This is a genomic window from uncultured Devosia sp. (assembly GCF_964244875.1).
GTDB lineage: Bacteria > Pseudomonadota > Alphaproteobacteria > Rhizobiales > Devosiaceae > Devosia.
In genome coordinates, this window is record NZ_CAXTKA010000013.1 from 25,722 (window position 1) to 51,475 (window position 25,754).

Consider the following 25,754-nt stretch of genomic DNA (forward strand, 5'->3'; position numbering starts at 1 on the left):
ACAATAAGCCAGCCTGGCTAGTCACCTTGTCAACAGGCTTGGCCCCATGTTGGTGCAGATGGGCCTGCGCTCAGCGGTGGATTGCCGATAAATTACCGTGTATGGCAGTTTCCTCCAGGGCTGGTCGGCAACGCGCCGAGCCCCGCTAATTTTGAATCGTCTGCATCGCAGGATGTCATCGACGAAATTCTGTGAGAATGTTGGAACCAACTATGCCGCATGATGAATCAATGGCCATTCGGGCTGGCTTTGCGGATCTCTCCCAGGCCTGGTCGAGGCGCGAATTGCCATTATACTTTGCCTGGACGGAGACGATAGCCCGCTATCGTCGCAGCGTGCTTGGACCACTTTGGCTGGTGTTCGGAACGGCCATAGGCGTAGCCGGTCTGGGATTTGTTTGGAGTATCCTCCTGAATTCGGACTTCGAGACCTTTGTCCCGTCGCTCACGATAGGTCTGGTCGTGTGGCAATTTCTTGCCGGATGCATTACCGAATCTGCCGGTGTTTTCGCGCGCTCGGCGACCGCGATAACCAACATAAAGTCGCCCAGCTTCATTTTCTCCATTCAGCTGGTTTTCCGTCAGCTGATCAATCTAGCGCATAATCTGGTCGTGGTCGTCGTGGTGTTCGCAATCTTTCCCAAGACCTTGTCTCCTGCCGCATTCCTGTCGATTGTTGGCCTGGCCATCGTCGTCCTCAACATGGTTTCGGTCATCCAGATATTCGGGTTGATCGGCTCACGGTACCGCGACCTGGAACCCCTCATTTCCGCCTTTATGCCGATCATGTTCTTCCTCAGTCCGGTGATATTTCAAACGAGGCAATTGGGCAGCGCTCAGATGTTGCTGGAATTCAACCCCTTGGCTCACCTGATCAGAATTGTGCGCGATCCGATCATGGGAGATGTGCCAAGTGCGACGAGTTACCTTGTCGTGCTAGCGCTCACCGCGGTGACATGGCTTTTTGCCTTGTGGCTCACGGGTAAAAAAGCCGGGCGTTTGCCCTATTGGGTTTAGGAAGATCATGGTCAGTCTAAGCATGTCGGGGGTTTCGGTTGAATACCCCATTTACAACTCGTCCAGCATGTCGCTGCGCAACAGCTTGATCGCCGTCAGCACGGGCGGACGCATTGCCCAACAAAGCCGTCGCATCAAGACTGTCGTGGCGCTCGACAATATAAACTTCGAACTCAAGGAAGGCGACCGTCTTGGCCTGGTGGGCCACAACGGCGCCGGCAAGACGACACTGTTGCGGACGATGGCGGGAATATTTCAGCCGACCATGGGCAGCGTGACCGCGACTGGCAAGATATCAACGGTTTTTGGTCTTGGGGCGGGCCTGGATGTCGAACTGACCGGCTATGAAAACATCGTTCGCATGTCCATGCTGCTCGGCTCCAGCCACAGTTCCGCCGAGGCGTCGATAGCCAGTATCGAGGAGTTCACCGAGCTAGGCGGCTTTTTATCCATGCCCGTGCGCACCTATTCTGCCGGCATGACGACACGGCTGCTGTTCGCGGTCGCAACCGCGGTTCATCCGGAGATACTCATCGTGGATGAAGTGCTTGGCGCCGGCGACGCGGATTTTCAGGAAAAGGCCCAGCGCCGCATGGCCGAGTTCATCGAGAAGGCGAGCATCTTTGTCCTTGCCTCCCATTCGGATGCCCTGCTCAAGATGTTCTGCCAGAAGTTTATGAAACTGGAACACGGCAAGCAGGTGGAATTCGCGGGACTGTAGCGCCGAATACATGCTGGGTACAGGGGCCCAACGCAGGGCTGAACAGGCAATCCTTCTAAGGGGCCAACGTGCGCAATTAGCTATCGAGGGCAAATAAACGGCGCTTCTACTGCAATGTCTAACAGACATAGAAACGACCAATCTGCGCCTGTGGCCCTAGCGATGATCCTTGGTGCTATTGTCTTCGTCGCGCTTTTTGAGACGGGCGCGCGATACATGCTTAGCACGGGCGATTTCGATTTTGGCAAGATATGCCGCAATGGGCCATGGCTATATGTGCGTGTGTTGCGACAATCACCGGCGTCCTGGGAGTGCTGTGGATCGAGCAGACTCTGGACGCAACTAGGGCGACCGCGAATGCCGCGATTGTCGCAAACCGGAAGCAGCTTCGCCCATATCTTAGTGTCCCCAAGGCTTGGGTGGACAAAGACGGCGTCACTGTTTGGGCGGAAATTCAGAATTCTGGTCAGACTCCCGCCTTCTCGGTTTTGGTCCAGACAGAGTGGTATCAAATCGGTACTCACTCCGTTTCCGAAGATCAGGTTCCCTTTGGCATGGTAGGACCTAACTCAAAACGCGTGCATGCAAGCAGGCTGCGGGTTGCGATCGGGACGGGCAGCACTAGCTACAACCCAATAGTCGGAATAACGCTGATCTATTCGGAAAGCGCCGCTGGGAGTGATGGGCGCGCCACTTGGCAATCGGCAACGAAGTTTTTCTTCGCCAGCTTCCATCCGTTAGAGCGGGATAAGTTCACTCTGTTCCATCGCGCAGGCTCCGGCGATGAAGAGCAGATGAGCTAACCTTATGAGCTGCTACCAACCTGGTTTGCTTGATACACGAGGTCGGTCATATGGCACGGTGCCCAGATGGACCAGTTGATTGTGCCGGTGATCCTGGCGGGCGGGCGGGGGACGCGGCTGTGGCCGATGTCGCGGTCTGCGCTACCCAAGCAATTCCTCCGCCTCACCGGCCCGCAGAGCCTGTTCCAGGAGACATTGAAGCGCGTCGCCAAAGTAGAGCGCTACATGCCGGCGCTAGTGGTTACGCATACAGACTATCGGTTCCACGTTGCCGAGCAGGCGCTGGAGATGGGAGCACCACTGTCCGGCATCTTGCTTGAGCCGGTGGCACGGGGCACCGCCGCAGCGATCACCGCCGCCGCTCTCATGGCCACTCGGAATTTCGGTCCCGGCACAACTCTGCATATATTGCCGGCCGATCTCGCCGTGACGCCGAATGACGACTATTGGCGGGCTATCAATCTTGCCGCAACGGCGGCGGCCTCCGGCAGGCTCGTCAATTTCGGTGTATGGCCGACCATACCGGAAACCGGCTATAGATATATCGAGAGGGGCCCCGCAATCGAGGGCGACATGGCCGAAGTCGCGCGCTTTGTCGGCAAGCCGGATCGTGCGGGTGCCCAAGAGATGCTGGCAGCCGGCTATTTGTGGAACTCGGGCATGTTGATGGCCCGCGCGGAAGCCTTGCTGAAAGAGTGCCGTGTCCTGGCCCCGCAGACCGTCAACGCCGCCAGCGCCGCCCTTGCAGCCGCAAAGGCCGACTGTGACTTCGTCCGCCCGGACCCGTATGCATTCGCCAGCGCACCCGATATCACCATCGACGCGGCGGTGCTTGAACGGACCAAATCTGCCGCGGTGCTCCCGGTGTCTTTCGAGTGGTCGGACATGGGGTCTTGGGACGCCGTCTGGAGGTTCACCGAGAAAGACGAATTGCACAATGGCGTCCGAGGGCCGGCGACGCTGTCCAACACTACCAATTCCCTGGTCATCACCGACCGGGCGCACGTTGTCGTCGAGGGGCTCGATGACATTGCCGCGATTGCCTGTGCGGACGCAATCTATGTCGGCAAGCTCTCTGAGGCGCAGAAGGTCGGGTCGCTGGTCAAGAGCCTGCGCGAAGGTTCCGGTACACGGAATCTGACCGTAAATGGCGGGACTGCCGCTTTGTCCTGGGGCAGTTACTCACTTGTGCTGCAGGGCGAGGGCTTCCGGGTCACCCGGCTATTTGTCAAGCCCGGCAACGCCCTGGTGCTGGGGGAGCAGCTTGGCTGCTCCCTGCATTGGGTCGTTGTGGGCGGCACCGGCAAAGTGAGCATTGACGGCGTCGTGAGCCTGCTGCCCGAGAACCGTTCGATCCTTCTGCCGGCGGGCTCTGTGCGGCGCTTCGTCAATCCGGGCAAGATCACGGTGGAACTGATCGAGGTGCGGACCGGGTCACACCTCGATCCGGACAGCTTCACTGCCATCGAACACGATTACCTGCCGGACTTTGAAGCCTGAACATAGGAAAGAGCCTGGCTGCGGATGTTGTAGGTGCCTTCATCGCCATAAGGCTTTGTCGGCAGTGCCTGGGTCATGACCATCTGGGTTTTGGTAGCCAGTTCAAGCTCGTTGCCGATATCGAAGCGAGCGACATTTTTGTACGGGATCAGCTTGTTGAGCTCGTCGAATGCAAATGACGCGGAAGCCAGCACTCGCCCGCAAACGTCCATGACAATCGATGCGATGCCAGATCCGTCCTGGCCGTTTTCATAATAGGGCAACCATGCCACGTCGACCGCACTTGCGACCTGCAGGAAGTCCTCGTCGCCCAGTTCACCAAGAAAGAACACGCGGCCATTCAACATCGGATTACGCCGCACCATCTTTACCATCTTGGCGAGATACTCATCCTTGCTGCCGTCGGACCTGATGGTCTGCGGGTGCTGCCGCCCGAAAATGGCCAATTTATAGTTGCTTGGCAGTTGGCTTAGGGCATCGAGAGCGTCGAAATGTCCCTTGTTTCGACTGATATAGCCGAAGACCCCAATCAGAACGGCATTCTCGTCCATGCCAAGGCCGGCCTTGATTTTGTCTAGCGTCGAACGGCTGGCCTGAAATCCTTCCGGTACGAGGCGCAGTGGATGGACGTGAACGTTGTCGTATCCAAAGAAGGTCTTGATCTGGCGTTGCGCGCGCTTGGTGTGAACGATCGCGGCGTGGCCATTGCGGACGGCTTCCTCCACGAGCCTTCTGTTGAGCCTGTTATGGATGCTGGCCTGATAATCCGACATCATGGTCTTCATGGCGGATTTGATATGGAAGCTGAGAAATTGCTTGATGGCGCTACGACCTGACGTAGGGTTTGCCACCAATCTGGGCGAATGTAGTGTGACACTCGTATTGGGGTTGGCGCGCATCAGTTTGCGCAGTCGCCGGAAAATGTCGCCAGGCAAGGTGCCATAGAGGCCGGCCTCAAGCTGAATGTTGACGTAGTCGAACTTTGCCAGCCGGCTGCACAAATCATCGATGTGACGCGCTGCGGCGGCCCGGATCGTTCCCTGGACTGACTGTAGCAAGTTCAGGTCCAGTTCGACGACCTCGACCTCGTAATCGCTATATTGCCGGATCGTGTCGTGTAGCACTTTGGTAAAGGTGGCGTTGCCGCAACTCTCCGAGTAACTGGAAACGATGGCCATTTTTGTCATTTACGTGCCTCGGTAAAGTTGTTGGCGTACCACTCATAGGTCCGCTGCAATCCGACCGCCAGGCCGATCGCTGGTGCGAAACCAAGTGCCGTTAGCAGGCCGTTGTCGACAACACGGCTAGGAATGCCGACGGGCTTGTCCGCCTGGAACTGCACAGCTTTTAGGCCGGCTATCTCCGCGATCGTTTCCGCCACGGTTCGGATCGTTACCGCAGTACCCGATGATATGTTGACCAGATCGTCCGCAACGACGCTCACGCAATGGACGATCGCCCGTGCGGCATCCTCGGCATGCAAAAAGTCGCGCTCAGCCGAGCCGTCGCCCCAGACCTCCAGGGCTTTGCCGTCATTGAAGCAGGAATAGGCTTTTGAAACCAGGGAAGGAATGACATGCCCGTTGCCGATATCGAACCTGTCGCCTTCACCATACAAATTGGTGAAGACGCCGTAGGTGAAGTCTATGCCCGCCTCGGACTTCAACAGGCTGAGATAGTTGTAGGCATGCCGCTTTGCGCTGGCATAACCGAACTCGCCCCGGTGCGGCAGGCCATCGAAAAAATCCTGCTCGCGCAACGGCAGTGACTTGTAGGGGTAGGGATAGGACGCAACGGTGCCAGCAAAGAACACGTATTCAGGTGGCAGCTTGTGGAGGGCGGAGAACAGATTGTTATTGAGCATTGTATTCTGCTCAATCGACAGCATCTGGTTCTTCATATTCCCAGCCAACCCGAAAACCACGGATGCCAGGTGAATAACCACGTCGGGTCTGTTGTTCTGAACAAAGTCGAGCGTCTTCTCGCCATCGAGCAGGTCAAGTTCGGACCTGCTCGGAGCGATAACATTGGTGAACGTGTTCAGGTTGAGCTGCTCAAGCACAGCCCGACCCAAAACGCCGCCAGATCCCGTAACGAGAATTCTGGGATTTGGCTTGAGCTTCCGCAAATTCACCAGACTATTCCTTGGGCGCGAAATGCATGTAGCCGTGCTTTTTGACCAGCTCGTCTTTCTCGGCGGACTTGAGGTCCGCGTCCATCATCTCATGTACAAGGTCGGCAAAGCTTGTCGCAGGTGTCCACCCCAGCTTCTCCCGCGCCTTGGTGGGGTCGCCGAGCAGGGTTTCGACCTCGGCAGGCCGAAAGTACCGTGGGTCCACGGCGACGATGCACTGTCCGGTCTTTTCGTCATAGCCTTTTTCATCGACCCCCTGGCCCTCCCAGCGGATCGCAACGTCGAGATGGGATGCTGCGGCGACCACAAATTCCCGGACGGAGTATTGCTGGCCCGTAGCGATCACGAAATCTTCCGGCTGCTCTTGCTGCAGCATGAGCCATTGCATCTCTACATAATCGCGGGCATGTCCCCAGTCGCGCAGTGCGTCCAGATTGCCGAGATAGAGGCTCTGTTGGACGCCCAGCTTTATGCGAGCCAAGGCTCGCGTGATTTTGCGGGTGACGAACGTTTCGCCACGGATGGGCGACTCATGGTTGAACAGGATGCCGTTACAGGCATAAATCCCGTAAGATTCGCGGTAATTGACGGTGATCCAGTAGGCGTAAAGCTTGGCGACAGCATAGGGCGAACGCGGATAGAACGGCGTCGTCTCGGTCTGCGGTGTCTCTTGAACCAAACCATACAACTCCGATGTGGAAGCCTGATAGAACTTGGTCTTCTTCTCTAGCCCCAGAATGCGAATGGCTTCAAGGATGCGCAACGCGCCCAAGCCGTCGGCATTGGCGGTATATTCAGGCTCCTCAAAGGAAACCTGAACGTGGCTCTGTGCGGCCAAATTGTAAATCTCGTCGGGCTGTACGAGCTGGATGATGCGCATCAAGCTCGACGAATCGGTCATGTCACCGTGGTGAAGCGTCAGGTCCACGCCTGTTTCGTGCGGGTCGTGATAGAGATGATCAATTCGAGTGGTGTTGAAAAGGGACGTCCGGCGCTTTATGCCATGGACCGAATAGCCCTTGGCCAACAGGAGTTCAGATAGATAAGCGCCATCCTGGCCCGTTATCCCGGTGATAAGGGCGACCTTCTTGCTCAATCTTATTGTCCTTTGCATTACTCGTCAGGTCGATATGCCCGGTTTACGGCGCTATGTGGGCCCCGAGGCGAACTTGTGCCGTGCCATAACGCTATTGTGTCGGATTCACAAGAATCAGAGCGGGTAGCGGCATTGCGGGGGTCTAATGTGCCGAGGGCAGGCAGCTTCCAATGTCAGGTAGCGACAGCGCCGCTCGCCAAAACTGGCCGCCAAGCGCCAGCCTTGGCGGACCTTAGCGCGCTATCTATTTCGCACCCGTCCGAAATAAAAGCGTATTGACGGTCTTAAACAAGATTACCGCGTCGAGATCAAATGACATGTGTTTTATGTAATACAAGTCGTAGCTGAGTTTTTGTATTTCTTCGTCGTGATTGCTCGCATATCCGTGCGAGACCTGCGCCCAACCTGTCAGGCCCGGCAATACCAGCTGACGATTGATGTATTGGGGAATACTGTCCTCAAGGGCTTCCGCGATGGACATCGAAACGGGGCGCGGACCGATCCAGCTCATTTCCCCGCGAAGAATATTCACCAGCTGGGGGACTTCGTCAATCCTGAACAGCCTTAGAAACCGGCATCCTGGGAGAATACGGTGATCACCTGACTGCGTAGCGCCGGCCTCCGAATTGACTTGCATAGTGCGGAACTTGTACATGCGAAAGGTGCTGCCGCCATGGCCACGCCGGTCCTGAACAAAAATCGAGGGTCCCCCGTCTATGGCTCGAATGTAGAGCCAGGCGAGAAGACCTATCGGTATGGCGATGGGGGCTAAAACCAGCACAGCGGTCACGTCAATCACCCGCTTGGCTTGGGAGTAATAGACTTGGCTGGGGCTATAAGCGAGGTGGGTGAGATCGAAGCTGTCAATATCAACTCGCCCGACGCTACTTTCCATGTGCATCCAGGGCGAAACCTCAATTCCCAGCATGTAGAGCCTGTTTAGGAACCTCGACCATTCCGCTGAATGGTGACTATCGGAGTCGATCAGAATGCGATCGAAATTGGCAACTTCTAGGTCATCGAGTGTGACGATCCTGATGTCCTTGCTCAGTTGGGCCTTAACGACGTCGGCGCCACGGAAATCAAGCAATCTGACCCGATCCCGCCGACCACGATGGAACTTGATATTTGCATGGACCATGACCGCGATCAAAATGGGGGCCGAGGTCGCTAAGCCTGTATAGCTCAGCAGTATCCGCAACGCCGATAGCACTGCCACGGCGAAATTGAAGGTTATCACGCTTATCACCAAGGCGGTTGACAGCGGAAACTGGTTTCGCCGCAGCGCGATGACGAGCGATCCAACGGTAATCGACACGATCGCCAATGCCGCACAGACGAAGGCCAGATTTGTCCAATCGCTCCTGTTCGCAGCGATAATGAATGCAGCATAGACGCTGGACTGGCCTAAGGCGGCAAGCAGCACCGCCGGTGTCAGCGCCCGAAGATCCGCGCGAAACGATGCCGCCTAACTGCTGCGCCCCGTCTAACGATATCAAGCAGGTCCGGAACGCTTGCAGCGTTCGGGCGCGAAGAGGAAGTTTTCAACATACCAGAAGACAGACCTTTAATTCGATTTCAAGGCCGTTGTGCAATTCCCCACCAAGGGCCGACGTATGCGCATGCTTGGCTGATATTCTCGCATCGGCACTGGGTCAGCCTGGTCAATGTACTATGCGTCTACCGAGTCAAATCGGCTTCGCCAGACCGTGGGCGCGATTAGGCACGTATGACGATGTCGATATATCGGGCTTGCTGACAATCATCAATAAGCTCAGAGACACTGTAGTGACGGCCGGGCTAGTTTCCCAAGCCGAGGCGAACCATATAAAGCATCTGGACAAACACTATGGATTCATGGACAGAGGCCCCGGGTTGCAGGCATCGCTCCCATTAAATCAGCTGGGCACGGTTGCCCAGCTCGCAGTGGTGAAGCAGGGCTCGTCGTGGTTAATATAATTCCGGTTATTCTGGCTGGTGGTCAGGGAACTCGCCTTTGGCCGATGTCGCGCTCTGCCCGACCAAAGCAGTTTCTCAACCTGCTCGGCGATACCTCGCTATTCCAGCAGGCATTGCTGCGCGCCGCTGATGCTCGATACTCCGCGCCGATAATTGTAACCAATTCGGATTATCGCTTCATCGTTGCCGAGCAGGCTCAGGAAATTGGCATCAGCCCCGGCGCTATCTTGCTTGAGCCGTCATCTCGCAATACCGCAGTTGCGATCGCTGTGGCTGCCTTTGCGGCGGCGGCTAACAATCCCGATGCCGTGATCCATGTACTCGCCTCCGACCACGCTATCGAGATGGGCGAAAACTATGCCAACGCCATCGACAGTGCGGCGCGGGCGGCAGCCGCGGGATGGTTGGTAACTTTTGGCATCCAGCCAACTCGCGCTGAAACTGGGTATGGCTATATCGACGCAGATCAGGCTCTGGCCGATGGTGTTCGTAAAGTGAAACGCTTTGTGGAGAAGCCTACTGCGGATCGCGCACACATCATGCTCAGTGCTGGGAATTTTTCTTGGAATTCCGGGATGTTCATGCTTGGCGTTGCAGCCTTCCTCGCCGAGTGTCAACAGCTGGCGCCAGAGACCTATGCCGCCGCTGCCAATGCCTTTGGGGCGGCACGGCAGGACTTGGATTTTCTGCGCCTAGACGACGCTGCGTTTTCCGCAGCGCCAGATATTTCAGTCGACTACGCTATTTTTGAGAGAACTAGCAAGGCCGCGGTATTGCCGGTCACCTTCTCCTGGTCCGATTTGGGCTCATGGGATGCTGTATGGTCGGCCCATCCTAAGGACGGCGACGGCAATGTGAGAATTGGCGGTTCGACCCTTTCCAATACCTCCAATGCAATGATTTTTACGGACAAGGCGCATGTGGTCGTCGAGGGGCTCGATGACGTTGCCGTCATTGCCAGCGAAGATGCGATTTTTGTCGGTAAGCTATCGCAATCCCAGAAAGTCGGAGCCCTCGCCAAGAAGCTCAAAGCCGATACCGACACCCGCTCGTTGACCGAAATCCATCGTACGGCTTACCGGCCCTGGGGCGGATATTCGCTAGTGGTGCAGGGCGAGCGATTTCAGGTCAAACGACTGTTCGTTAATCCTGGCAAGAAACTCAGTTTGCAGCGACACCATCATCGGTCAGAACATTGGGTCGTCGTTCGCGGAACGGCCGAAGTCACGGTCGACGGTGTCGTTAAGGTGCTGTCCGAAAATCAGTCGATCTATCTGCCGCTAGGTTGCACTCATCGACTTACCAACCCCGGCAAAATTCTCCTCGAGTTGATTGAGGTGCAGACGGGGTCTTATCTTGGCGAAGATGACATCGTCAGGATCGAGGATGAGTTTGGCCGCAGCTAAGTCAAATCGTACGTCCAACTACCAGTGCGTTCGCTTTTCATCGGGACTTGCGCCGAGCGGATTGTATTGGCGCTGATTGGTCAACCATCCTAGTGACATGAGCAATGATGCCCTGTGGGTGGTGGACCCGCTCGCAGCCGGCGAGGCGGGCGTATTACAGCATTTCGCAGGAGCGCTACTTCGCTTGGTTGGAGGCGCCGGGACTTCCAGCGCGAACTGGCAGCCTTCTTTATAGAGCGTTTCTCGCTGATCGCGCAGAAGGGCAAAGGCCGCGATTGGCCTATGCCGGCTGGTTGACGGAGATACTTGGTCACGCCGATAGGGGGTTACGAGGGTTCCTCAAGAATCCGGTAAACCTGCATAGGCGAGCATCCGAGCGCGTCTGGGCGTACTCCGCCAACGTTGATGTGGAGACCGACATCCATGACGAGCCCCAGGTGCCGACCAGAGAGGTTAATGACTGCGTGTTTTTGGCTGAGCGGCTTGGGTTTCGCTCCGTCCGATAGCAATAACTGGAGGCGGTCCTTAATGACGTCGGGTTGGATTAGTTTCCTTGGGAACATCGCTTCCGCGGGCATCGGCCCGTCATCGGGATTGCCGAATAGGAAGCGACCAGGACGCCGATCTCCGGCGAATTCTAGGCGCATAATCTCCAGTATGCGCTGCACGGCAAAGAACGTTTCGTTGTTATCGCCGACGCCAGAGTTATGGTCATCCACTACAGTTCGGAACGCTTTGTGCTGGGTGGATCCGAGGAATCAATCGGGGCCGGGCTGCTCTCGAAATCCAGCGTTTCTGGGTATTTTGAGCGCTCCGGGCCTCGAAATTTGAAGCTTAGTGATAAAAGGGTATACTCGACTACACTTCGTTCCCGCCAAGGATTGCACTTCAGAGCTGTAGTTCATTCCGGCGCAAACAACGCTAAAGCGCCCGGCACGCGAAACCTCCCTGAGAATTCAATCGACTAAGCATTGCGATGTGTTCTAGAGGGGAATTTCCATTATTTGGTGCGGTCTAGGCGGGAAAGACAGGTGTTCTTGTAAGACTAAATGCAGGTATTTCAAAGGTATAAGTAATGTGTTTTTCGCGGGACCGCACAAACGTTTATGCGGTCCTTGCCAGACCACAGCAAAAGTCCGGTTAGATGCAACAATCGTCAGGGGCTTGTTGCGGCCCCAAAGGGGAGGAGCGGTTAACGCCAATCCGGCTATTGTCTGAGAGGAGGTCACGACGATGCCCGGCTTAGCCCTGCATGTTTCCCACCAATCGGGCATATTCCTGATCCGGGACACCGTAGGCATGACGCCCGCGACGTTGTGGGCTAAACATTTGCTCAGACGTCAATCTCGGCACGGCTTGGGCCAACGGGAGAGGTGAGTGCCCGCAATGGATCCAGACTTGCCCTTTCTCTCCGGCGGCGGCGAAATGGGTGCGTTCATTCGTGCGCACGATTGGACGCGATCGCCGTTGGGTGCGCCAGAGCGTTGGTCGACGGTGCTGCAGACGGCTGTCAGCCTCATGCTTCACTCGGCGGCACCAGTCTATGTCGCCTGGGGTGACGAGCTCATCTCGCTCTACAACGACACTTACCTGCCCATAGTCGGAGCCAAGCATCCCGGCATCGGCAAACCCTTTGCCCAATTGTGGGCAGAGATCTGGAGCCAGTTCCGCCCGATCGTCGAGGCGACCATGGCTGGCGACGCCCAACACTTCGTCGATCTGCCGATCCCGCTGGCCGGTCGGCCAGGCCTGCCGGTCGGATACTTCACTTTTTCATATACGCCGCTTCGCGACGAAACCGGCAAGATCGCCGGCTTGTACTGCGCCGCTACCGAGACCACGGACAAGGTGCTCGCCGACCGGCGGACCCTGGAGCAGGCCAAAAGCCAGCGGACCATGTTCGACGGTGCCCCAGGCTTCATCTGTACCATGCGCGGACCCCTGCATGTGTTCGAGTTCGTCAACGAGGCCCATCGGCGCCTGTTCGACAGCGCTAACTGGATCGGCAAGCCGGTGCAAGAGGCGTTCCCTGACATTGCGGGGCAGGGCTTCCACGAGCTTTTGGACCAGGTGTATCGGACCGGCGAGCGCGTTACCCGCCTTGGTGCGCCAGCCCGGTACCGACGGGTGTCGGACAGCGACGAGACGCTGATCTACATGGATTTCGTGTACGCCCCGATTATCGAGGAGGACCAGGTCGTCGGCATTTTCTGCGAAGGTCAAGACGTTACCGCCGCCCATACCGTGCGCGAGGCCTTGCGCGAAAGCGAGGAGCGCTACCGCGAGATCGTCGAGGGCGCCGACGACTTCGCCATCATCGCATTGGACGCCAGCGGCGGTATCACCGGCTGGAACAAAGGGGCCGAGCGGATGATGGGGTTTTCCGACGCCGAAGTGCTCGGACAATACGGTGCCATTTTCTTTACGCCGGAAGACCGTGACGATGGGGCGCCGGAGCGCGAAATCAGCTTGGCCCGGGAGCACGGGCGGGCCGTCAACGAGCGCTGGCACATGCGCAAGGATGGCAGTCGTTTTTGGGGTTCGGGCCTGTTGATGCGGCAGCATCAGGATGGTGGCGGCTATCTGAAAATCTTTCGCGACCGGACCGCCGAACACCAGGCGGAAGTGGCATTGCGAGATCGCGAGTATGACCTGCAGGTCATGGCCGATAGCCTGCCGCTGCTGATCAGCTATGTCGACCGCGACGAGGTTTATCGCTTCGTCAACGCCGCCTACCAGGACTGGTTCGGCAAGCGCTCCGACGAGCTTATCGGGCGACATCTGAAGGATGTGATCGGCGATGCGGTCTATTTGGCGGTGACGCCGAAGCTAAGGCGTGCCCTTGCCGGCGAGGCGTTCTCCTTTGAGCATGTCATGCCCTATCGGACCGGCGGCGAGCGTTGGTTATATGTCGACTACGTGCCCCGCCTGTCGGCGAGCGGGGACGTCGAGGGGTTCTACGCCGTCCTTCAGGACATAACGGAGCGCAAAAAGGCCGAACAACGGCGGCTGGCTCTGGTCGAATTCAGTGATCGCATCCGGGCCAGTCATGGAGCAAACGAGGTCGCCAATGCCGCCGCGGAAATCCTGGGACGAACGCTCGACGTCAGCCGGGTCGGCTATGCCACGATCGATCCGGACGCGGAGACCCTTCACGTCGATCGGGATTGGAACGCGCCTGGCATTGCCTCACTCGCGGGCGTCCAGCAGCTTGACGACTATGGCTCGCTCATCGAAAGCCTCAAGCGCGGCGAGTTCGTCGCGATCGGGGACGCGAGAGACGATGCACGCACCGCCAGCGCCAGCCATGCACTGGAGAGCCGCAGTGCGCGGTCTTTCGTCAACGTGCCGATCATCGAGCAGGAACGACTGGCAGCGGTGCTTTACGTCAACCATGCAACAGCCCGCAACTGGACGGCCGAAGAGCGTGCGTTGATCCGCGAAATGGCAGAGCGCGCCCGCACGGCTATGGAACGCCTCCGCGCCGAAACCGATTTGCATGTCAGTGAAGAGTCGTTGCGGTTAGCAGTGGCGGCGGCCGATGTGGGAACCTGGGATCTCGATCTGACCACGGACATCCTGACCTGGTCGGACCGAACCAAGGCTGCGTTCGGTATTTCCGCGGATGTGGCGTGCAGCATGAAAGACTTCTATTGCGGCCTGCACCCCGATGATTTGGCGATGACCAGCGACGCTTTCGCCTCCGCACTCGATCCCGACAGGCGGGCGAGCTACGATGTCGAGTACCGAACCATCGGCAAGGAGGATGGTGTCGTGCGCTGGGTTGCCGCCAAGGGCGTGGGTCTATTCGACCGGGATGGTCGGTGCTTGCGCGCCTTGGGAACGGCCATCGATATCACCGCCCGAAAACGCGCGGATGAGGAGTTGCGTCGGTTGAACGAGACGCTGGAACAGCGTGTCGTCGAGCGCACCGCGGAGCGCGACCGGATGTGGAACACCTCCCCTGACTTGATGGTCGAGATTGACTTCAAAGGGATTTTCCGGCGGCTCAATCCGGCCTGGACCGTGACGCTCGGTTATGCCCCCGACCAGTTGGTCGGTCGCCACGTCAACGACTTCGTCATTGCCGAAGATCACGCCAAAACGAGCAAAGCCTACCAGTTCGCCGCCCATGGCGGACAGCCCACGATCGAGAATCGCCTGCGGCACAAGGATGGCTCGATCCGCTGGATCTCCTGGGTGGCCGCACCCGCTGGAGATATGGTCTATGTCACTGGCCGTGACATCACTTCCGACAAGGACCGTGCCGCCCTGCTCGAGGCTGCCCAAGAACAATTGCGCCAGTCCCAGAAGATGGAGGCCATGGGCAGCCTGACCGGCGGGGTCGCGCACGATTTCAACAACCTGCTCACGCCCATTGTCGGTTCGCTCGACATGCTCCAGCGCAAGGGCCTGGACGGGGAGCGTGAACAGCGTCTGGTGGCGCGGGCCATATTGGCTGCCGATCGCGCGAAAACGCTGGTGCAGCGTCTGCTGGCCTTTGCGCGGCGACAGCCGCTGCAGCCAACGAGTGTCGATCTTGCGCCGCTCGTGCGGGGTATGGCCGAACTGGTGTCGAGTACGACGGGTCCGCAGATCAAAGTCGTGGTCGATGCCGCCGAGGGTCTGCCTTTGGCCAATGCCGATCCCAATCAACTGGAGATGGCGATCCTGAACCTGGCCGTGAATGCCAGGGACGCCATGCCGCACGGGGGCACATTACGCATCTCGGTGGACGCCGAAATGGTCGGGCCGCACCACCGGGCCGGCGTCGCGCCGGGCCCGTACATGCGGTTATCCGTGGCCGACACCGGCACCGGCATGGATAGCGAGACGCTCCAGCGTGCCGTCGAGCCATTCTTCTCGACCAAAGGCATCGGCAAGGGAACCGGCCTAGGATTGTCCATGGTGCATGGCCTCGCCTCGCAACTGGGCGGCGCTCTCACCATTCGCAGTGCGCCGGGGATAGGCACCAATGTGGAGCTCTGGCTGCCGCAAAGCAGCCAATTGCCGTCGGCGGACCCGCCGGTGGAGGGCGTGATGCAACCCGATGCCGGCAAGGGGACCGCATTGCTCGTCGACGACGAAGACCTGGTTCGGTTCAGCACGGCGGACATGCTGACCGAACTCGGCTATAGCGTCGTCGAGGCAAGTTCGGCCGAGGATGCCTTGCGGCTGGTCAATGCCGGACTGCACCCGGACCTGCTGGTCACCGATCACTTGATGCCGGGCATGTCCGGCACGGAACTTGCCCGCGCGCTGCTGGCCGGCCAGCCAGGGATGAAGGTGCTGGTCGTGTCCGGGTATGCGGACGTCGAAGGGATCGCTCCGGACCTTGCGCGCCTGACCAAGCCCTTCCGGCACCATGATCTGGCGGCAGGCCTTGCGGCGCTGGGTTAATGCATGGGCCTGGCCGGCCGATGGGCGAGCGCCCCCGTCGTCATGGTGTTCGGGTGACGAAATTGTTCTTGGAAGCCAATTCAGATGTCCGGCGTTGTAGGGGTGACAACCCCAGGAGCTGCCGTGGCCGACGCTGACCAAGACCAAGTTCCTTTTTTCTTGTTGAGCGACACGAACCTGGCACAACAGATCCGGTCTTTTGACTGGGGCAGCACGCCGCTTGGCCCTCCCTCGTCCTGGTCCGCTTCGTTCCGCTCGATGCTCCAATTGCTGCTGGCGAGCAAGCAGCCAATGTTCCTGGCCTGGGGCGCCGAGCGGACATGGCTCTATAACGACGCGTTCGTTCCGATCATGGGGCGCAAACACCCAGCTTTGCTGGGCCGGCCGATGCAGGCGGTGTGGGATGAAGCCTGGACCAGTTTGGAGCCGCTCGTGCAGCGCGCCTTCCAGGGCGAGGCGATCCACCAGACGGGCTTTTTTGTTCGGCTCGACCGGCGGGGCGCCGTGGAGGACGCATACTTCAATTTCTCCTATACCCCCATGGTCGCGTCGGACGGCAGCGTAGAGGGGCTGTTCGGCATATGCACCGAAACAACCGGCAGCGTGCTTGCGAACCAGGAAGGCCTGGCCACCGCCTTGAAAGAGCGCGACCGCATATTCGAGATGAGCCCCGACTTGTTCGCCGTGGCCACGTTCGAGGGCATGCTGAGATCGATCAACCCGGCCTGGTCCCGCCGTCTGGGCAGGCCCGACAGCTTTTTGACCAGCCATCCCTTCAGCGAAATCATCCACCCGGACGACCTGGCCGAAACAGGCGCCGTGGTTGCTGAATTGCAGGCGGGACGACCCGTTCACCAGTTTCATGTGCGGCTCCTCACCGACCAGAACTTGCCCATCTCCTTTGCCTGGTCGGCCGTGCCGGGGGTCGAACCGGGCACCTTCTACACCGTCGGCCGCGACATTACCGAGGAAACCGCCGCGGCAGAAAGCCTGCGAGCCGCGCAGGAAGCGTTGCGGCAATCCCAGAAAATGGAAGCGGTCGGGCAGTTGACGGGTGGCATTGCCCACGACTTCAACAACATCATCGCCGGCGTCAGCGGAAGCCTCCAGATCATGACCACACGGCTCGCCCAGGGTCGTATCGGGGAGGTCGAGCGATACCTGTCGGCGGCCTCAAGCGCTACCCGCCGCGCTGCAGCCCTGACGCAACGACTTTTGGCTTTCTCGCGACGCCAGACCCTGGACCCCAAGCCTACCGATTTGAACCGGCTGGTGGAGGGCCTGCTGGACCTCATTCATCGCAGTGTCGGTCCGGAGATAGCCGTCGAGATGGTTGGCAAGGCCGGCATCTGGCCAACCTTCGTGGACGCGAGCCAGCTGGAAAATTCCCTGCTCAACCTGTGCATCAATGCCCGCGATGCCATGCCGGATGGTGGCAAGATCACCGTGGAAACCGCAAACCGCTGGATGGACGAACGTGCTGCCCAAGAGCGTGGATTGGTTCCCGGCCAATATGTGTCGCTTTGTGTCAGCGACACCGGGATGGGCATGCCGGCAGACGTCATCGAGCGGGCGTTCGAGCCTTTTTTCACTACCAAACCCGTCGGTCAAGGCACCGGGCTTGGGCTGTCCATGGTGCACGGGTTTGCCGGTCAATCGGGGGGAACGGTTCGCATCTATTCCGAAGTCGGCGAGGGCACCATGGTGTGCATCTACATACCGCGCCTTGTCGGGGATGCAGTCGATGAAGCGGTCGATGGCCAACAGAAGACTGACTCACAGCAGGTGAACGGCGGGCCCACCATCATGCTGGTCGATGATGAGCCACTGGTCCGCATGGTGGCTGCCGAGCATCTTGCCGATCTCGGTTACCGGGTCATCGAGGCTGCCGACGCCAGCGAGGCCCTGAGAATGCTGGACGCACAAACGTCAATTTCGCTGCTGATCACTGATGTTGGCCTGCCCGGTGGCATGAATGGCCGCCAACTGGCCGATATCGTGCGGGAAAAGCGTCCGAACCTGGAAGTGCTGTTCATCACCGGCTATGCGGAGAATGCCGTGCTCAACCACGGGCATCTGGCCCATGGCATGCACATGATGAACAAGCCATTTCAGCTCGACGCCTTTGCGCGCAAGGTGCGCAACCTGCTGGGATCTTCAGCCTGAAGACGGCGCCGCCCGTTCATCATGTGCTTCGAGCGAGCAGCGGCCGCGACGGTTCCTTGCATCTGGGATGCGAGGGTCACCATTGTGGCTGACCTGGCCTCGCATCGCCGATCCTTCCGCCGGTAAACCCGAGCGGGCCTTACCAGGGCACCTGGGTTTGCTCGAAGTAAAAGGCGCCGTTGGGGCCTGAGGCGTCGAGCGTAGCCAGCCAAACGATGCCGGCGGCAGCCTGCTCGACAGTGCGATAGCCAGTGTGGCCGTTAAAATCGGTCGCAGTGTAGCCGGGGTCGGCCGCGTTGACCTTGATGGCGGTATCGGCCAGTTCTTTGGCGAAGGCGACGGTGACCGCATTCAAGGCGGTCTTGGAGCTGTTATAGCCCAGGATGTTGACGCCGAAGAACATATTGGCCGGGTCCGACAGCCAGCCAAGAGACCCCAATCCGCTACTCACCATGACGATGTTGGCACGCTCCGCGGCCTTGAGCAGCGGCAGGAAAGCCTGGGTGACGCGGATTGGCCCGAAGACATTGGTTTCGTAAATGGCCCGAATATCATCGACGCCCTGCTCGCTCGGGGCAACAGGTTGCCGGCCTGGAATGCCAGCATTGTTGATCAGGATATCCAGCTTTCCGTCATGGTCGGAAACCCATGCCGCAGCGTCGCGTATGCTGGCTTCGTCGGTAACGTCAATCGATAGCGGACGGATGTCCAAGCCTTCGGCCACCAACGCTTGTGCTGCCGACCGCCCGCGCTCGAGGTCACGGGCGCCCAGCAAAACCCGATAGCCCAGCTTGCCGAGTTGTCGCGCCGTTTCGTACCCGATGCTTTTGTTCGCACCGGTGATGAGTGCCGTCTTGTTCGTCATTGCATTGCTCCTTGTGGCCAAGTGGCCTCGGTGCAGACGGTGTAGCGTTGTTTTGGGTGGTTTGAGAATCGACTAAAAACCGCATACCTTGATCGGCATGGCGAACAATGACGAGCGCATGCACCTTGATGATCTGTCGGTCTTTCTGGCCGTTCTGGAGAGTGGCGGGTTTCGGACCGCAGCCAAGCGGCTTGGTCTTTCTGCGTCCAGTGTGAGCGAAAAGATCACCCAGCTGGAACTGCGACTGGGCGTGCCGCTTCTGATCCGGACAACCCGAAGCCTGTCGGCAACCGAAGCCGGCAGGTCGCTCGCCAATCGAATCGCGCCGCTGTTCATCGAGACCCGGGCCGCGCTGCAGGATGCGGCGAGCGCACAACAGACGGTGCGTGGCCTGCTCAAGCTGAACGTGACCGGTGCCGTGATGGTGGATATCCTGCCGCCGATCATCGACCGCTTCCTGGCTCGTCATCCCGAGGTGCGGGTCGAGATCATGGTCGAAGATCGGCTCGTCGACGTAACCGCTGCAGGCTGCGATGCTGGCATCCGCTATGGAGAGCATTTGGCCCAAGACATGATTGCCATTCCCATCGGTCCTCGCACCCAACGCCTGGCCTATGCAGCGGCACCGTCTTACCTGCAAGAGCGCGGCATTCCGCAGCACCCCCGAGACGTCCTGAAGCATGATTGTGTGCGGATGCGCTTTTCCAGCGGCGCGCTCGTAGAGTGGAGTTTCGAGCGGGCGGGAGAGACGCTTACGCTCGATCCACCTGGTCGGCTCATCATCGGGGTCGATGCAGCACCCGCGGCGATCAATTTTGCACGCGACGGACGCGGCATTGTCGGCACTTTCGAGAACTGGCTCATGCCCTATTTATCGGATGGTACGTTGCAACCGGTCCTAGCGGATTGGTGGACCAGATTCGAGGGTCCCTGGATCTATTTCTCCAAGCGTTTCATGCCCGCGCCATTACGGGCTTTTCTCGATATGCTGACGGATTGAGGTTGTACCGAGCGCCTCTCGCTGTGCAGGTCAGGGCAGTTCATCGCTTCAGAGCCGGTCGTCCATCAGAGCGCGCGCCTGCCCGGCGCGTTCAAGATGACCTCTCCATCTTCCTTGGTGAACGGGCCAATATCCGGGTTGGGCAGGATATCGAGCACGACTTCTGAAGGCCTGCAAAGCCGGGTGCCCTGCTGTGTCACCACGAAAGGCCGGTTGAGCAGGATTGGGTGCATGGCGATGGCATCGAGCAGCGCCGCGTCGTCCAGATGGGGATTGTCGAGGCCAAGGCCGGCGTAAGGGGTATCCTTCTGGCGCAGCGCCTGGCGCAGGGTCAGTCCGGAAGCCGCAACCAGACCTTTGATCGTGTCGCGGCCGGGCGGCGTTTGCAGGTAAAGGATGATCCTGGGTTCCTCGCCGGACTGGCGGATCATCGCCAGCGTGTTGCGGGACGTGCCGCAATCGGGGTTGTGGTAGATGGTGATTGTCATGATGCAGCTTTCGTTTCGTCCATGGCCAGCCCCGGTCCGTGCAACAGCCAGGTCATCAGGGCCAGCCCCAGCAATGCACCGACCAGTTGAGCGGCGATGAACCCGGGCAGGTCCAGCGGACGGATGCCCGAAAATGTGTCGGTCAGGGACCGAGCGATGGCCACGGCGGGATTGGCAAACGAGGTCGATGCGGTGAACCAGTAAGCAGCGGTGATGTAGAGCCCGACCAGCCAGGGGACGGCAGTCCGCTGGAAGCGCAGTCCGGCCAGAATGACGGTGACCAGGCCAAAGGCAGCTACGCCCTCGGAAAGCCATTGTGGCCCACCCGTGCGGACGTGTGTCGACACTTGCAGCACGGACTGGGCAAACATGAGATGCGCGGCCATCGTGCCGGTGACGCCACCAATTACCTGAACCAGGATATAGAGCCCCGCGTCTGCCGTCTTCAGCTCTTTCCGAAGGGCAAAAACCCATGATATGGCGGGATTGAAATGCGCCCCGGATATCGGCCCAAATATGGTGATCAACACCACCAGAATAGCGCCCGTGGCGAGGGTGTTGGCAAGCAGTGCCAAACCCGAATCGGTGGTCAGTGTCTGCGCCATGATCCCCGAACCGACGACGGTGGCGACCAGCAACCCGGTCCCCAGACCTTCTGCCACCAGGCGGCGGGCCAGATTGCTCATGATGCGGCGGAGGTCGGTACGCGGCAATTTGCGGCCGTCTGGGCAGCCGGCGCACAAATCTCGGGTCGACCCTGGCAGCAATCCTCCATCAGGAAGGCGATGAGCCCGGCCAAGCCATCATAGTTGGCACAATAGATGATGGAGCGAGCCTCGCGCCGCGAGGTGATCAACCCAGCTCTTTCCAAGTGCGACAGATGAAACGACGCACTTGATGAGGAAGCGCGCACCGCAGCGCCGACGGCTCCGGCGGCCAGGCCATCGGGCCCCGCGACCACAAGGGTGCGGACCATCCTGAGTCGGGTTTGCTGCGACAAGGCACCAAACGCATTGAGGGCTTGATGTTCTTCCATTTTCATTTCAATATCTCAACAATAATTGAAATGAAGGATATCCCATCGTGGACGGGCACGCCACCCCTCTTGTTCCGACCGACGCCTCGCTGGACCAGTTGCTGGCGGCGCTGGAAAGCCACGAGGCCAAGCTATTGGTCATCGACTACGCCGACCGACGCATCCAGCCCGGCTACCATGTTACCGAGGTCAAGGCGGGTTCCTTCGTCACGCTGGACTGCGGCGGCAACCCCGACGCCTGGCAGGAAACCGTGCTGCAGGTCGAGGATATTGCGGCCAGCGAGGGGCGCACCTTCATGACCGTGGCCAAGTTTTGCGGCATCCTCGTCCTGGTGGACCGCAAGGTGCGGCTCAACGGCGATGCCCGGCTGACCTTTGAGGTCAGCCGTCCGGGCGAACCCATGCAGGTGTTCGACGTCGCCGATGTCGCCATCGAAAACGAAACCGCCGTGCTGCGACTCGCAGCCCGTCCGGCCATCTGCAAGCCCCGTCACCGCGCAGAGCAGGAAGCGGCGGCACCGGCCTGCTGTGCACCCCATGGCAAAACGAGCTGCTGCTAACCGCTCCGTCCAAGGACTTCACCATGACTTCGCGCATTCCGGCCCGCGCCATCTGGGCGTTGGGCGTGACCCAGATCATTGGCTATGGCACGCTCTACTATTCGTTCAGCGCGGTCGCACCGACGATCGGGCAGACCTTCGGCTGGCCGCCGGAATGGATTTTCGGCGCTCTGACCATAGCCCTGCTGGCTGGAGGATTGATTTCCCCCTTCAGCGGACACCTTGTCGACCGCTTCGGGGCCGCGCGCACGATGACAATCGGGTCCATAATCGCTGCCGCATCGCTGGCGCTGGCAGCGGTCGCTGCAGATGGGTATCTGTTTTCCGCCGCGCTGTTGCTGATGGAATTGGCCTCGACGCTGGTGCTCTATGCGGCGGCCTTTGCGGCGCTGGTGCAGCTCGGCGGCCGCACTGCGCAGCGCAGCATCACCCATTTGACGCTGATCGCCGGGTTCGCCTCCACCATCTTCTGGCCGCTTACTGCAACGTTGCTGTCCATTATGGATTGGCGTGCCGTGTACGGAATATTCGCCGCCATCAACCTGTTGGTCTGTGCGCCGCTGCATTTCCGGCTGGGGCGGATGGGGACCGGCCTTGCCGGCGAACCGGCAGGCGAGACCCTCAGCGATCCGAGCGCCGGGCCCGAAGGCGTTATGCCGGTAAACCGGCGTCGGATGGCTTTTGGACTATTGCTGTTCGGCTTCGCCATCGAAGGCTTCGTGCTCTCGGCCATTTTGCTGCAGATCGTTCCCATCCTGACCGCACTCGGCATGGGCAGCGGCATGCTGCTGGTAACGAGCCTGTTCGGGCCGGCCCAGGTGTTGTCGCGGCTAACCAACATGATGTTCGGCAAGGATTTTCCCGCGACCCGTCTCGGTATCGTCACGGCCTTGTTGCTCCCGGTGGGCATTGCGATCCTAGCGCTGACTGCACCATCGATTGCCTGGGCCGTCGCCTTCGCCGTGATGTTCGGCCTCGGCTCGGGTTTGACCAGCATCATATCGGGATCCTTGCCGCTCGAGCTTTATGGGCGCGAACGGTACGGCGCCAAGTTAGGATGGCTGTCCTCCGCCCGGCAGACGGCCTCGGCCGTCTCGCCCTTCATCCTGGCCGTGGTGATGGGCCAGATCGGAGTGCCAGCGGCATTGTGGGCTACCGCCGGCATAGGATCGATTGCTATCGTCGTGTTCGCCGCCATAGCGGTGCTGGCCACTCATCCGGGAAAATGCAGGCGAGCACTGCTGCGGTGACATGACGATCCCGGGGTCAGACTCCTGCAGGCGTCACCCGATTGCACTGGGCTAGGCGGCGTTGACGCCCGTGGTCACCAAGGCAGTCGCGGTCATTTCGTCCGTTATCAGGGTCGTGGGCTGCAGCGTGCGGATGGCGGCGCGGATGGCGTTGTGCTTTTCCCTGCCACCGGAGATGAGCAGTTTTTCGGGAGTGCGCTTGAGTTTGTCCAGGCTTGCCGAGATCACCCGATAGTTGACCTCGTGATCGACGATATCGCCATCCAGATCGATGAAATTGTACAATACGTCGCCGACGGCGCCGGCATCGATGAGCGACCGCCGGTCGGACTCCGACAGGTAGCCGGTTCGGTAGCTGGTGGTCAGCGACGAGATGCCGCCAACCGACAAGATCGCGACGTCGAGCTTTTCGGCCATTTCAAAGATTGCCGACAGGCCGCATCGCTCGAGCAGGGCATGTCGGGTATCGGGGCTGTCGACGACGGCGGGGGCGGGGATCAGGAAGCCTTCGGCCTGAAACAGTTCGGCAAACTGCCAGGCAAATTCGGCGGGGTTGAAGCGGCGTGCCGCCGCTATCCCCCCCAAGAGCGAAACGACACGAAAGCTGTCCAGCGTGCCACCTGAAATGAAGGGCAAGGTGTTGTAAAGCGTGCGCCCCCAGCCGACGCCGACGGTCATTCCGGGTCGCATGAGCGCCGAAATCACGCTGCCCGCCGCGGCGGCGATGACCCGTGTCGGATCGCCCTCGGGATCGGAGAACGGGGCCACCACCACGCGGCCGATGCCAAAGCGGAGCTCCACCTGCCGTTCCAGGCTCACCAGTTCGGCCAGCGGGGCGGAGATCGTCACCCGAACTTCGTTGCGCAGGCGGGCGTCGGCAAGCAGGCGGACCACGGCGATGCGGTTGATGCCCAAAAGATTGGCAATCTCGTTCTGGGTTCGTCCTTCGACGTGGTAAAGCCAGACGGCTCTCGCCCGAAGGCGGTCCGGTTCCTTCTGGGTAAGGGCGGCGATAACGGCCGGCTCCATGCGTGCCTCACGAGGGGTAACATCTAGGTCGATGCTTCTACCCCTGCCATAAACCGCATGGCAATTCGAGCGATCCTTTCGGGAACCTCGTAGTGTGGAAGATGTCCGGCACCTTCGACAAGATGCAGTCCGAACTCGCCGCGAGCAGCCAGGGCCTGCTGGAAAGGCAGCACGCGATCCTGCCGGCCCCACACGATCTGTGCCGGGACTTGCAGCCGGGCCAGCGCCGGGCGCAAGTCGAAGGTCTGCGTGCCGTCGCGGAACAGGGCGTTGGCCATATCGGCCTGGGCGGCGCGCATGGCCGGGTCGGTGCGCTGCCGGAAGGCGGCGGCGGCATAGTGGTCGCTGATGGTCTTTGGATCGGCGACCAAGTTGCGCAGCCAGGGCGCAAGGCTCGTGGGATGGCTGGCGCGGGTGATGCCAATCAAGGTCTCGGCATCGATCTGCGGGCCAAGGCCCGCGGGGGCGATGAGCGTGAGGCTCATACCTGGCGCGGACGGATGTCGGCAATGGCCAGCGCCAGGGCACCGCCAAGGGAATGGGCGAGGATGTGGGTGGCGCCCCTGTCCGGCAGGGCGGCGTCGAAGGCCTCGACCAGCATCCTGGCCAGCGCGGCGAAGCTGTCGATGCTGCGCTGCGGGGAGCGGCCATGGCCCGGCAAGTCGATGCGGATGAGGGGGCGGTCGACAGCCAATGCGTTTTCGAGCGGGGCCCAGGATTTGGAGTCGGCGGCGAAGCCGTGCAGCAACAGGAGCGGCATGCCGGTGCCGGGTCGGCGAGTAAGGTTGAGCGCGCCGGGCTGGGGATGCCAGATGGCGGGTGCCGCAGGCGTCGGCGCGGGGGCCCGGGCCAGGGTGTCGATGTCGTCGCGCTGGATGCGGCCTTGGGGACCGGTGCCGGCAATGTCGGCGAGTTCGAGGCCGGCGCGGCGCGCAGCGGCCCGGGCGGCCGGGGTGGCGAGGGGGCTGGATAGGTCGAGAGCGGCGGGAGGCGCTGCGGCTGCCTGGGTTGCAACGGGCGCGGCGGCCTGGACTGGGGGCGGAGGCGAGGTCGCGGCAGCGGGGGGCGGCGTTTCGGTTTCACCTTGGGCATAGAGCCAGGCGATGGCGGCGCCGACTGCAATGCGGTCGCCGGGTTGGGCGGCGATATGGCGCAGGCGTCCGGAAACCGGCGCTTCCACCTCCATGGCGGCCTTTTCAGTTTCGATATCAAAGAGCGGATCGCCCTGGCGGACTTCGGCGCCCTCGGCGACGTGCCAGGTGGCGAAGGTGCCGTGGGTCATGTCCATATCGACCTTGGGCATGATGACTTCGGTGGGCATGGCG

The 25,754-nt window shown here is 60.1% G+C and carries 21 protein-coding genes; 10 read left to right on the forward strand and 11 right to left on the reverse strand.

Going from position 1 to position 25,754, the window contains the following annotated elements; translation table 11 throughout:
- Positions 1–212 precede the first annotated feature (212 nt).
- The 4 genes from ACFE8X_RS14325 to ACFE8X_RS14340 all read left to right on the forward strand — a co-directional run bounded on the left by ACFE8X_RS14325 (position 213) and on the right by ACFE8X_RS14340 (position 4,040).
- Positions 213–1,016: an ABC transporter permease gene (locus tag ACFE8X_RS14325; RefSeq protein WP_375452165.1), complete on the forward strand. Its 804-nt coding sequence runs from the start codon at positions 213–215 to the stop codon at positions 1,014–1,016.
- A gap of 67 nt (positions 1,017–1,083) precedes the next feature.
- Entirely contained in the window at positions 1,084–1,737 is a 654-nt protein-coding gene (locus tag ACFE8X_RS14330) for an ABC transporter ATP-binding protein (protein WP_375452166.1), read from the forward strand.
- Between the two features lie 311 nt (positions 1,738–2,048).
- Positions 2,049–2,540 carry a hypothetical protein gene (locus ACFE8X_RS14335; RefSeq protein WP_375452167.1) on the forward strand — a complete coding sequence of 164 codons (492 nt, stop codon included), beginning with the start codon at positions 2,049–2,051 and terminating at the stop codon, positions 2,538–2,540.
- A gap of 66 nt (positions 2,541–2,606) precedes the next feature.
- On the forward strand, positions 2,607–4,040 hold the full coding sequence (locus tag ACFE8X_RS14340; protein WP_375452168.1) for a mannose-1-phosphate guanylyltransferase/mannose-6-phosphate isomerase: 1,434 nt from the start codon (positions 2,607–2,609) through the stop codon (positions 4,038–4,040).
- Here the strand turns inward: ACFE8X_RS14340 and ACFE8X_RS14345 are convergent.
- The 4 genes from ACFE8X_RS14345 to ACFE8X_RS14360 all read right to left on the reverse strand — a co-directional run bounded on the left by ACFE8X_RS14345 (position 4,016) and on the right by ACFE8X_RS14360 (position 8,696).
- A complete protein-coding gene (locus ACFE8X_RS14345) occupies positions 4,016–5,227 on the reverse strand; it encodes a hypothetical protein (RefSeq protein ID WP_375452169.1) in 1,212 nt (403 codons plus the stop codon). The two genes, ACFE8X_RS14340 and ACFE8X_RS14345, sit on opposite strands and share 25 nt — an antisense overlap.
- Entirely contained in the window at positions 5,224–6,174 is a 951-nt protein-coding gene (locus ACFE8X_RS14350) for an NAD-dependent epimerase/dehydratase family protein (protein WP_375452170.1), read from the reverse strand. The genes ACFE8X_RS14345 and ACFE8X_RS14350 overlap by 4 nt, the downstream gene beginning before the upstream one ends.
- A gap of 4 nt (positions 6,175–6,178) precedes the next feature.
- Positions 6,179–7,270 carry a GDP-mannose 4,6-dehydratase gene (gene gmd / locus ACFE8X_RS14355; protein ID WP_375452171.1) on the reverse strand — a complete coding sequence of 364 codons (1,092 nt, stop codon included), beginning with the start codon at positions 7,268–7,270 and terminating at the stop codon, positions 6,179–6,181.
- 244 nt (positions 7,271–7,514) lie between these two features.
- Positions 7,515–8,696, reverse strand: a complete 1,182-nt coding sequence (locus ACFE8X_RS14360; RefSeq protein ID WP_375452172.1) for a sugar transferase — start codon at positions 8,694–8,696, stop codon at positions 7,515–7,517.
- A 520-nt stretch (positions 8,697–9,216) separates the two neighbouring features.
- On the opposite strand from ACFE8X_RS14360, the gene ACFE8X_RS14365 reads away from it, so the two are divergent.
- The 3 genes from ACFE8X_RS14365 (at position 9,217) to ACFE8X_RS14375 (ending at position 18,201) form a co-directional block, all read left to right on the forward strand.
- Positions 9,217–10,635 (forward strand): mannose-1-phosphate guanylyltransferase/mannose-6-phosphate isomerase, encoded by a 1,419-nt coding sequence (locus ACFE8X_RS14365; RefSeq protein WP_375452173.1) that lies wholly within the window; start codon positions 9,217–9,219, stop codon positions 10,633–10,635.
- 1,398 nt (positions 10,636–12,033) lie between these two features.
- Positions 12,034–16,035: a PAS domain S-box protein gene (locus ACFE8X_RS14370; RefSeq protein ID WP_375452174.1), complete on the forward strand. Its 4,002-nt coding sequence runs from the start codon at positions 12,034–12,036 to the stop codon at positions 16,033–16,035.
- Positions 16,036–16,293: 258 nt separating this feature from the next.
- Entirely contained in the window at positions 16,294–18,201 is a 1,908-nt protein-coding gene (locus ACFE8X_RS14375; protein ID WP_375452175.1) for an ATP-binding protein, read from the forward strand.
- Positions 18,202–18,340: 139 nt separating this feature from the next.
- Here ACFE8X_RS14375 and ACFE8X_RS14380 read toward each other — a convergent pair whose 3' ends face one another.
- Entirely contained in the window at positions 18,341–19,066 is a 726-nt protein-coding gene (locus ACFE8X_RS14380; protein ID WP_375452176.1) for an SDR family oxidoreductase, read from the reverse strand.
- 97 nt (positions 19,067–19,163) lie between these two features.
- Here ACFE8X_RS14380 and ACFE8X_RS14385 point away from each other — a divergent pair, with 97 nt between their 5' ends.
- Complete coding sequence (locus tag ACFE8X_RS14385) at positions 19,164–20,066, forward strand: LysR family transcriptional regulator (RefSeq protein ID WP_375452177.1); 903 nt, start codon at positions 19,164–19,166, stop codon at positions 20,064–20,066.
- A 65-nt stretch (positions 20,067–20,131) separates the two neighbouring features.
- Here the strand turns inward: ACFE8X_RS14385 and arsC are convergent, their stop codons facing one another.
- Genes arsC through ACFE8X_RS14400 form a run of 3 tightly spaced genes read right to left on the reverse strand, consistent with a single transcriptional unit; the run spans position 20,132 to position 21,590 of the window.
- Positions 20,132–20,554, reverse strand: coding sequence for an arsenate reductase (glutaredoxin) (gene arsC / locus ACFE8X_RS14390; RefSeq protein ID WP_375452178.1), 423 nt, complete (start codon positions 20,552–20,554; stop codon positions 20,132–20,134).
- Positions 20,551–21,240: an aquaporin gene (locus ACFE8X_RS14395; protein ID WP_375452261.1), complete on the reverse strand. Its 690-nt coding sequence runs from the start codon at positions 21,238–21,240 to the stop codon at positions 20,551–20,553. Before ACFE8X_RS14395 ends, arsC begins: the two co-directional genes overlap by 4 nt.
- Complete coding sequence (locus tag ACFE8X_RS14400; RefSeq protein ID WP_375452262.1) at positions 21,237–21,590, reverse strand: ArsR/SmtB family transcription factor; 354 nt, start codon at positions 21,588–21,590, stop codon at positions 21,237–21,239. The genes ACFE8X_RS14395 and ACFE8X_RS14400 overlap by 4 nt, the downstream gene beginning before the upstream one ends.
- A gap of 47 nt (positions 21,591–21,637) precedes the next feature.
- Here ACFE8X_RS14400 and ACFE8X_RS14405 point away from each other — a divergent pair, with 47 nt between their 5' ends.
- The gene (locus tag ACFE8X_RS14405) at positions 21,638–22,150 is read left to right on the forward strand and encodes a DUF6428 family protein (RefSeq protein ID WP_375452179.1); all 513 of its coding nucleotides are present in this window, start codon (positions 21,638–21,640) and stop codon (positions 22,148–22,150) included.
- 23 nt (positions 22,151–22,173) lie between these two features.
- Entirely contained in the window at positions 22,174–23,400 is a 1,227-nt protein-coding gene (arsK, locus tag ACFE8X_RS14410; protein ID WP_375452180.1) for an arsenite efflux MFS transporter ArsK, read from the forward strand.
- A gap of 51 nt (positions 23,401–23,451) precedes the next feature.
- Here arsK and ACFE8X_RS14415 read toward each other — a convergent pair whose 3' ends face one another.
- From ACFE8X_RS14415 to ACFE8X_RS14425, 3 genes are read right to left on the reverse strand one after another with little or no spacing between them, the layout of a single operon-like run.
- Positions 23,452–24,429, reverse strand: coding sequence for a sugar-binding transcriptional regulator (locus ACFE8X_RS14415; RefSeq protein ID WP_375452181.1), 978 nt, complete (start codon positions 24,427–24,429; stop codon positions 23,452–23,454).
- A gap of 23 nt (positions 24,430–24,452) precedes the next feature.
- Complete coding sequence (locus tag ACFE8X_RS14420) at positions 24,453–24,914, reverse strand: alpha/beta fold hydrolase (protein ID WP_375452182.1); 462 nt, start codon at positions 24,912–24,914, stop codon at positions 24,453–24,455.
- Positions 24,911–25,750 carry an alpha/beta fold hydrolase gene (locus ACFE8X_RS14425; protein ID WP_375452183.1) on the reverse strand — a complete coding sequence of 280 codons (840 nt, stop codon included), beginning with the start codon at positions 25,748–25,750 and terminating at the stop codon, positions 24,911–24,913. The genes ACFE8X_RS14420 and ACFE8X_RS14425 overlap by 4 nt, the downstream gene beginning before the upstream one ends.
- Positions 25,751–25,754 lie beyond the last annotated feature (4 nt).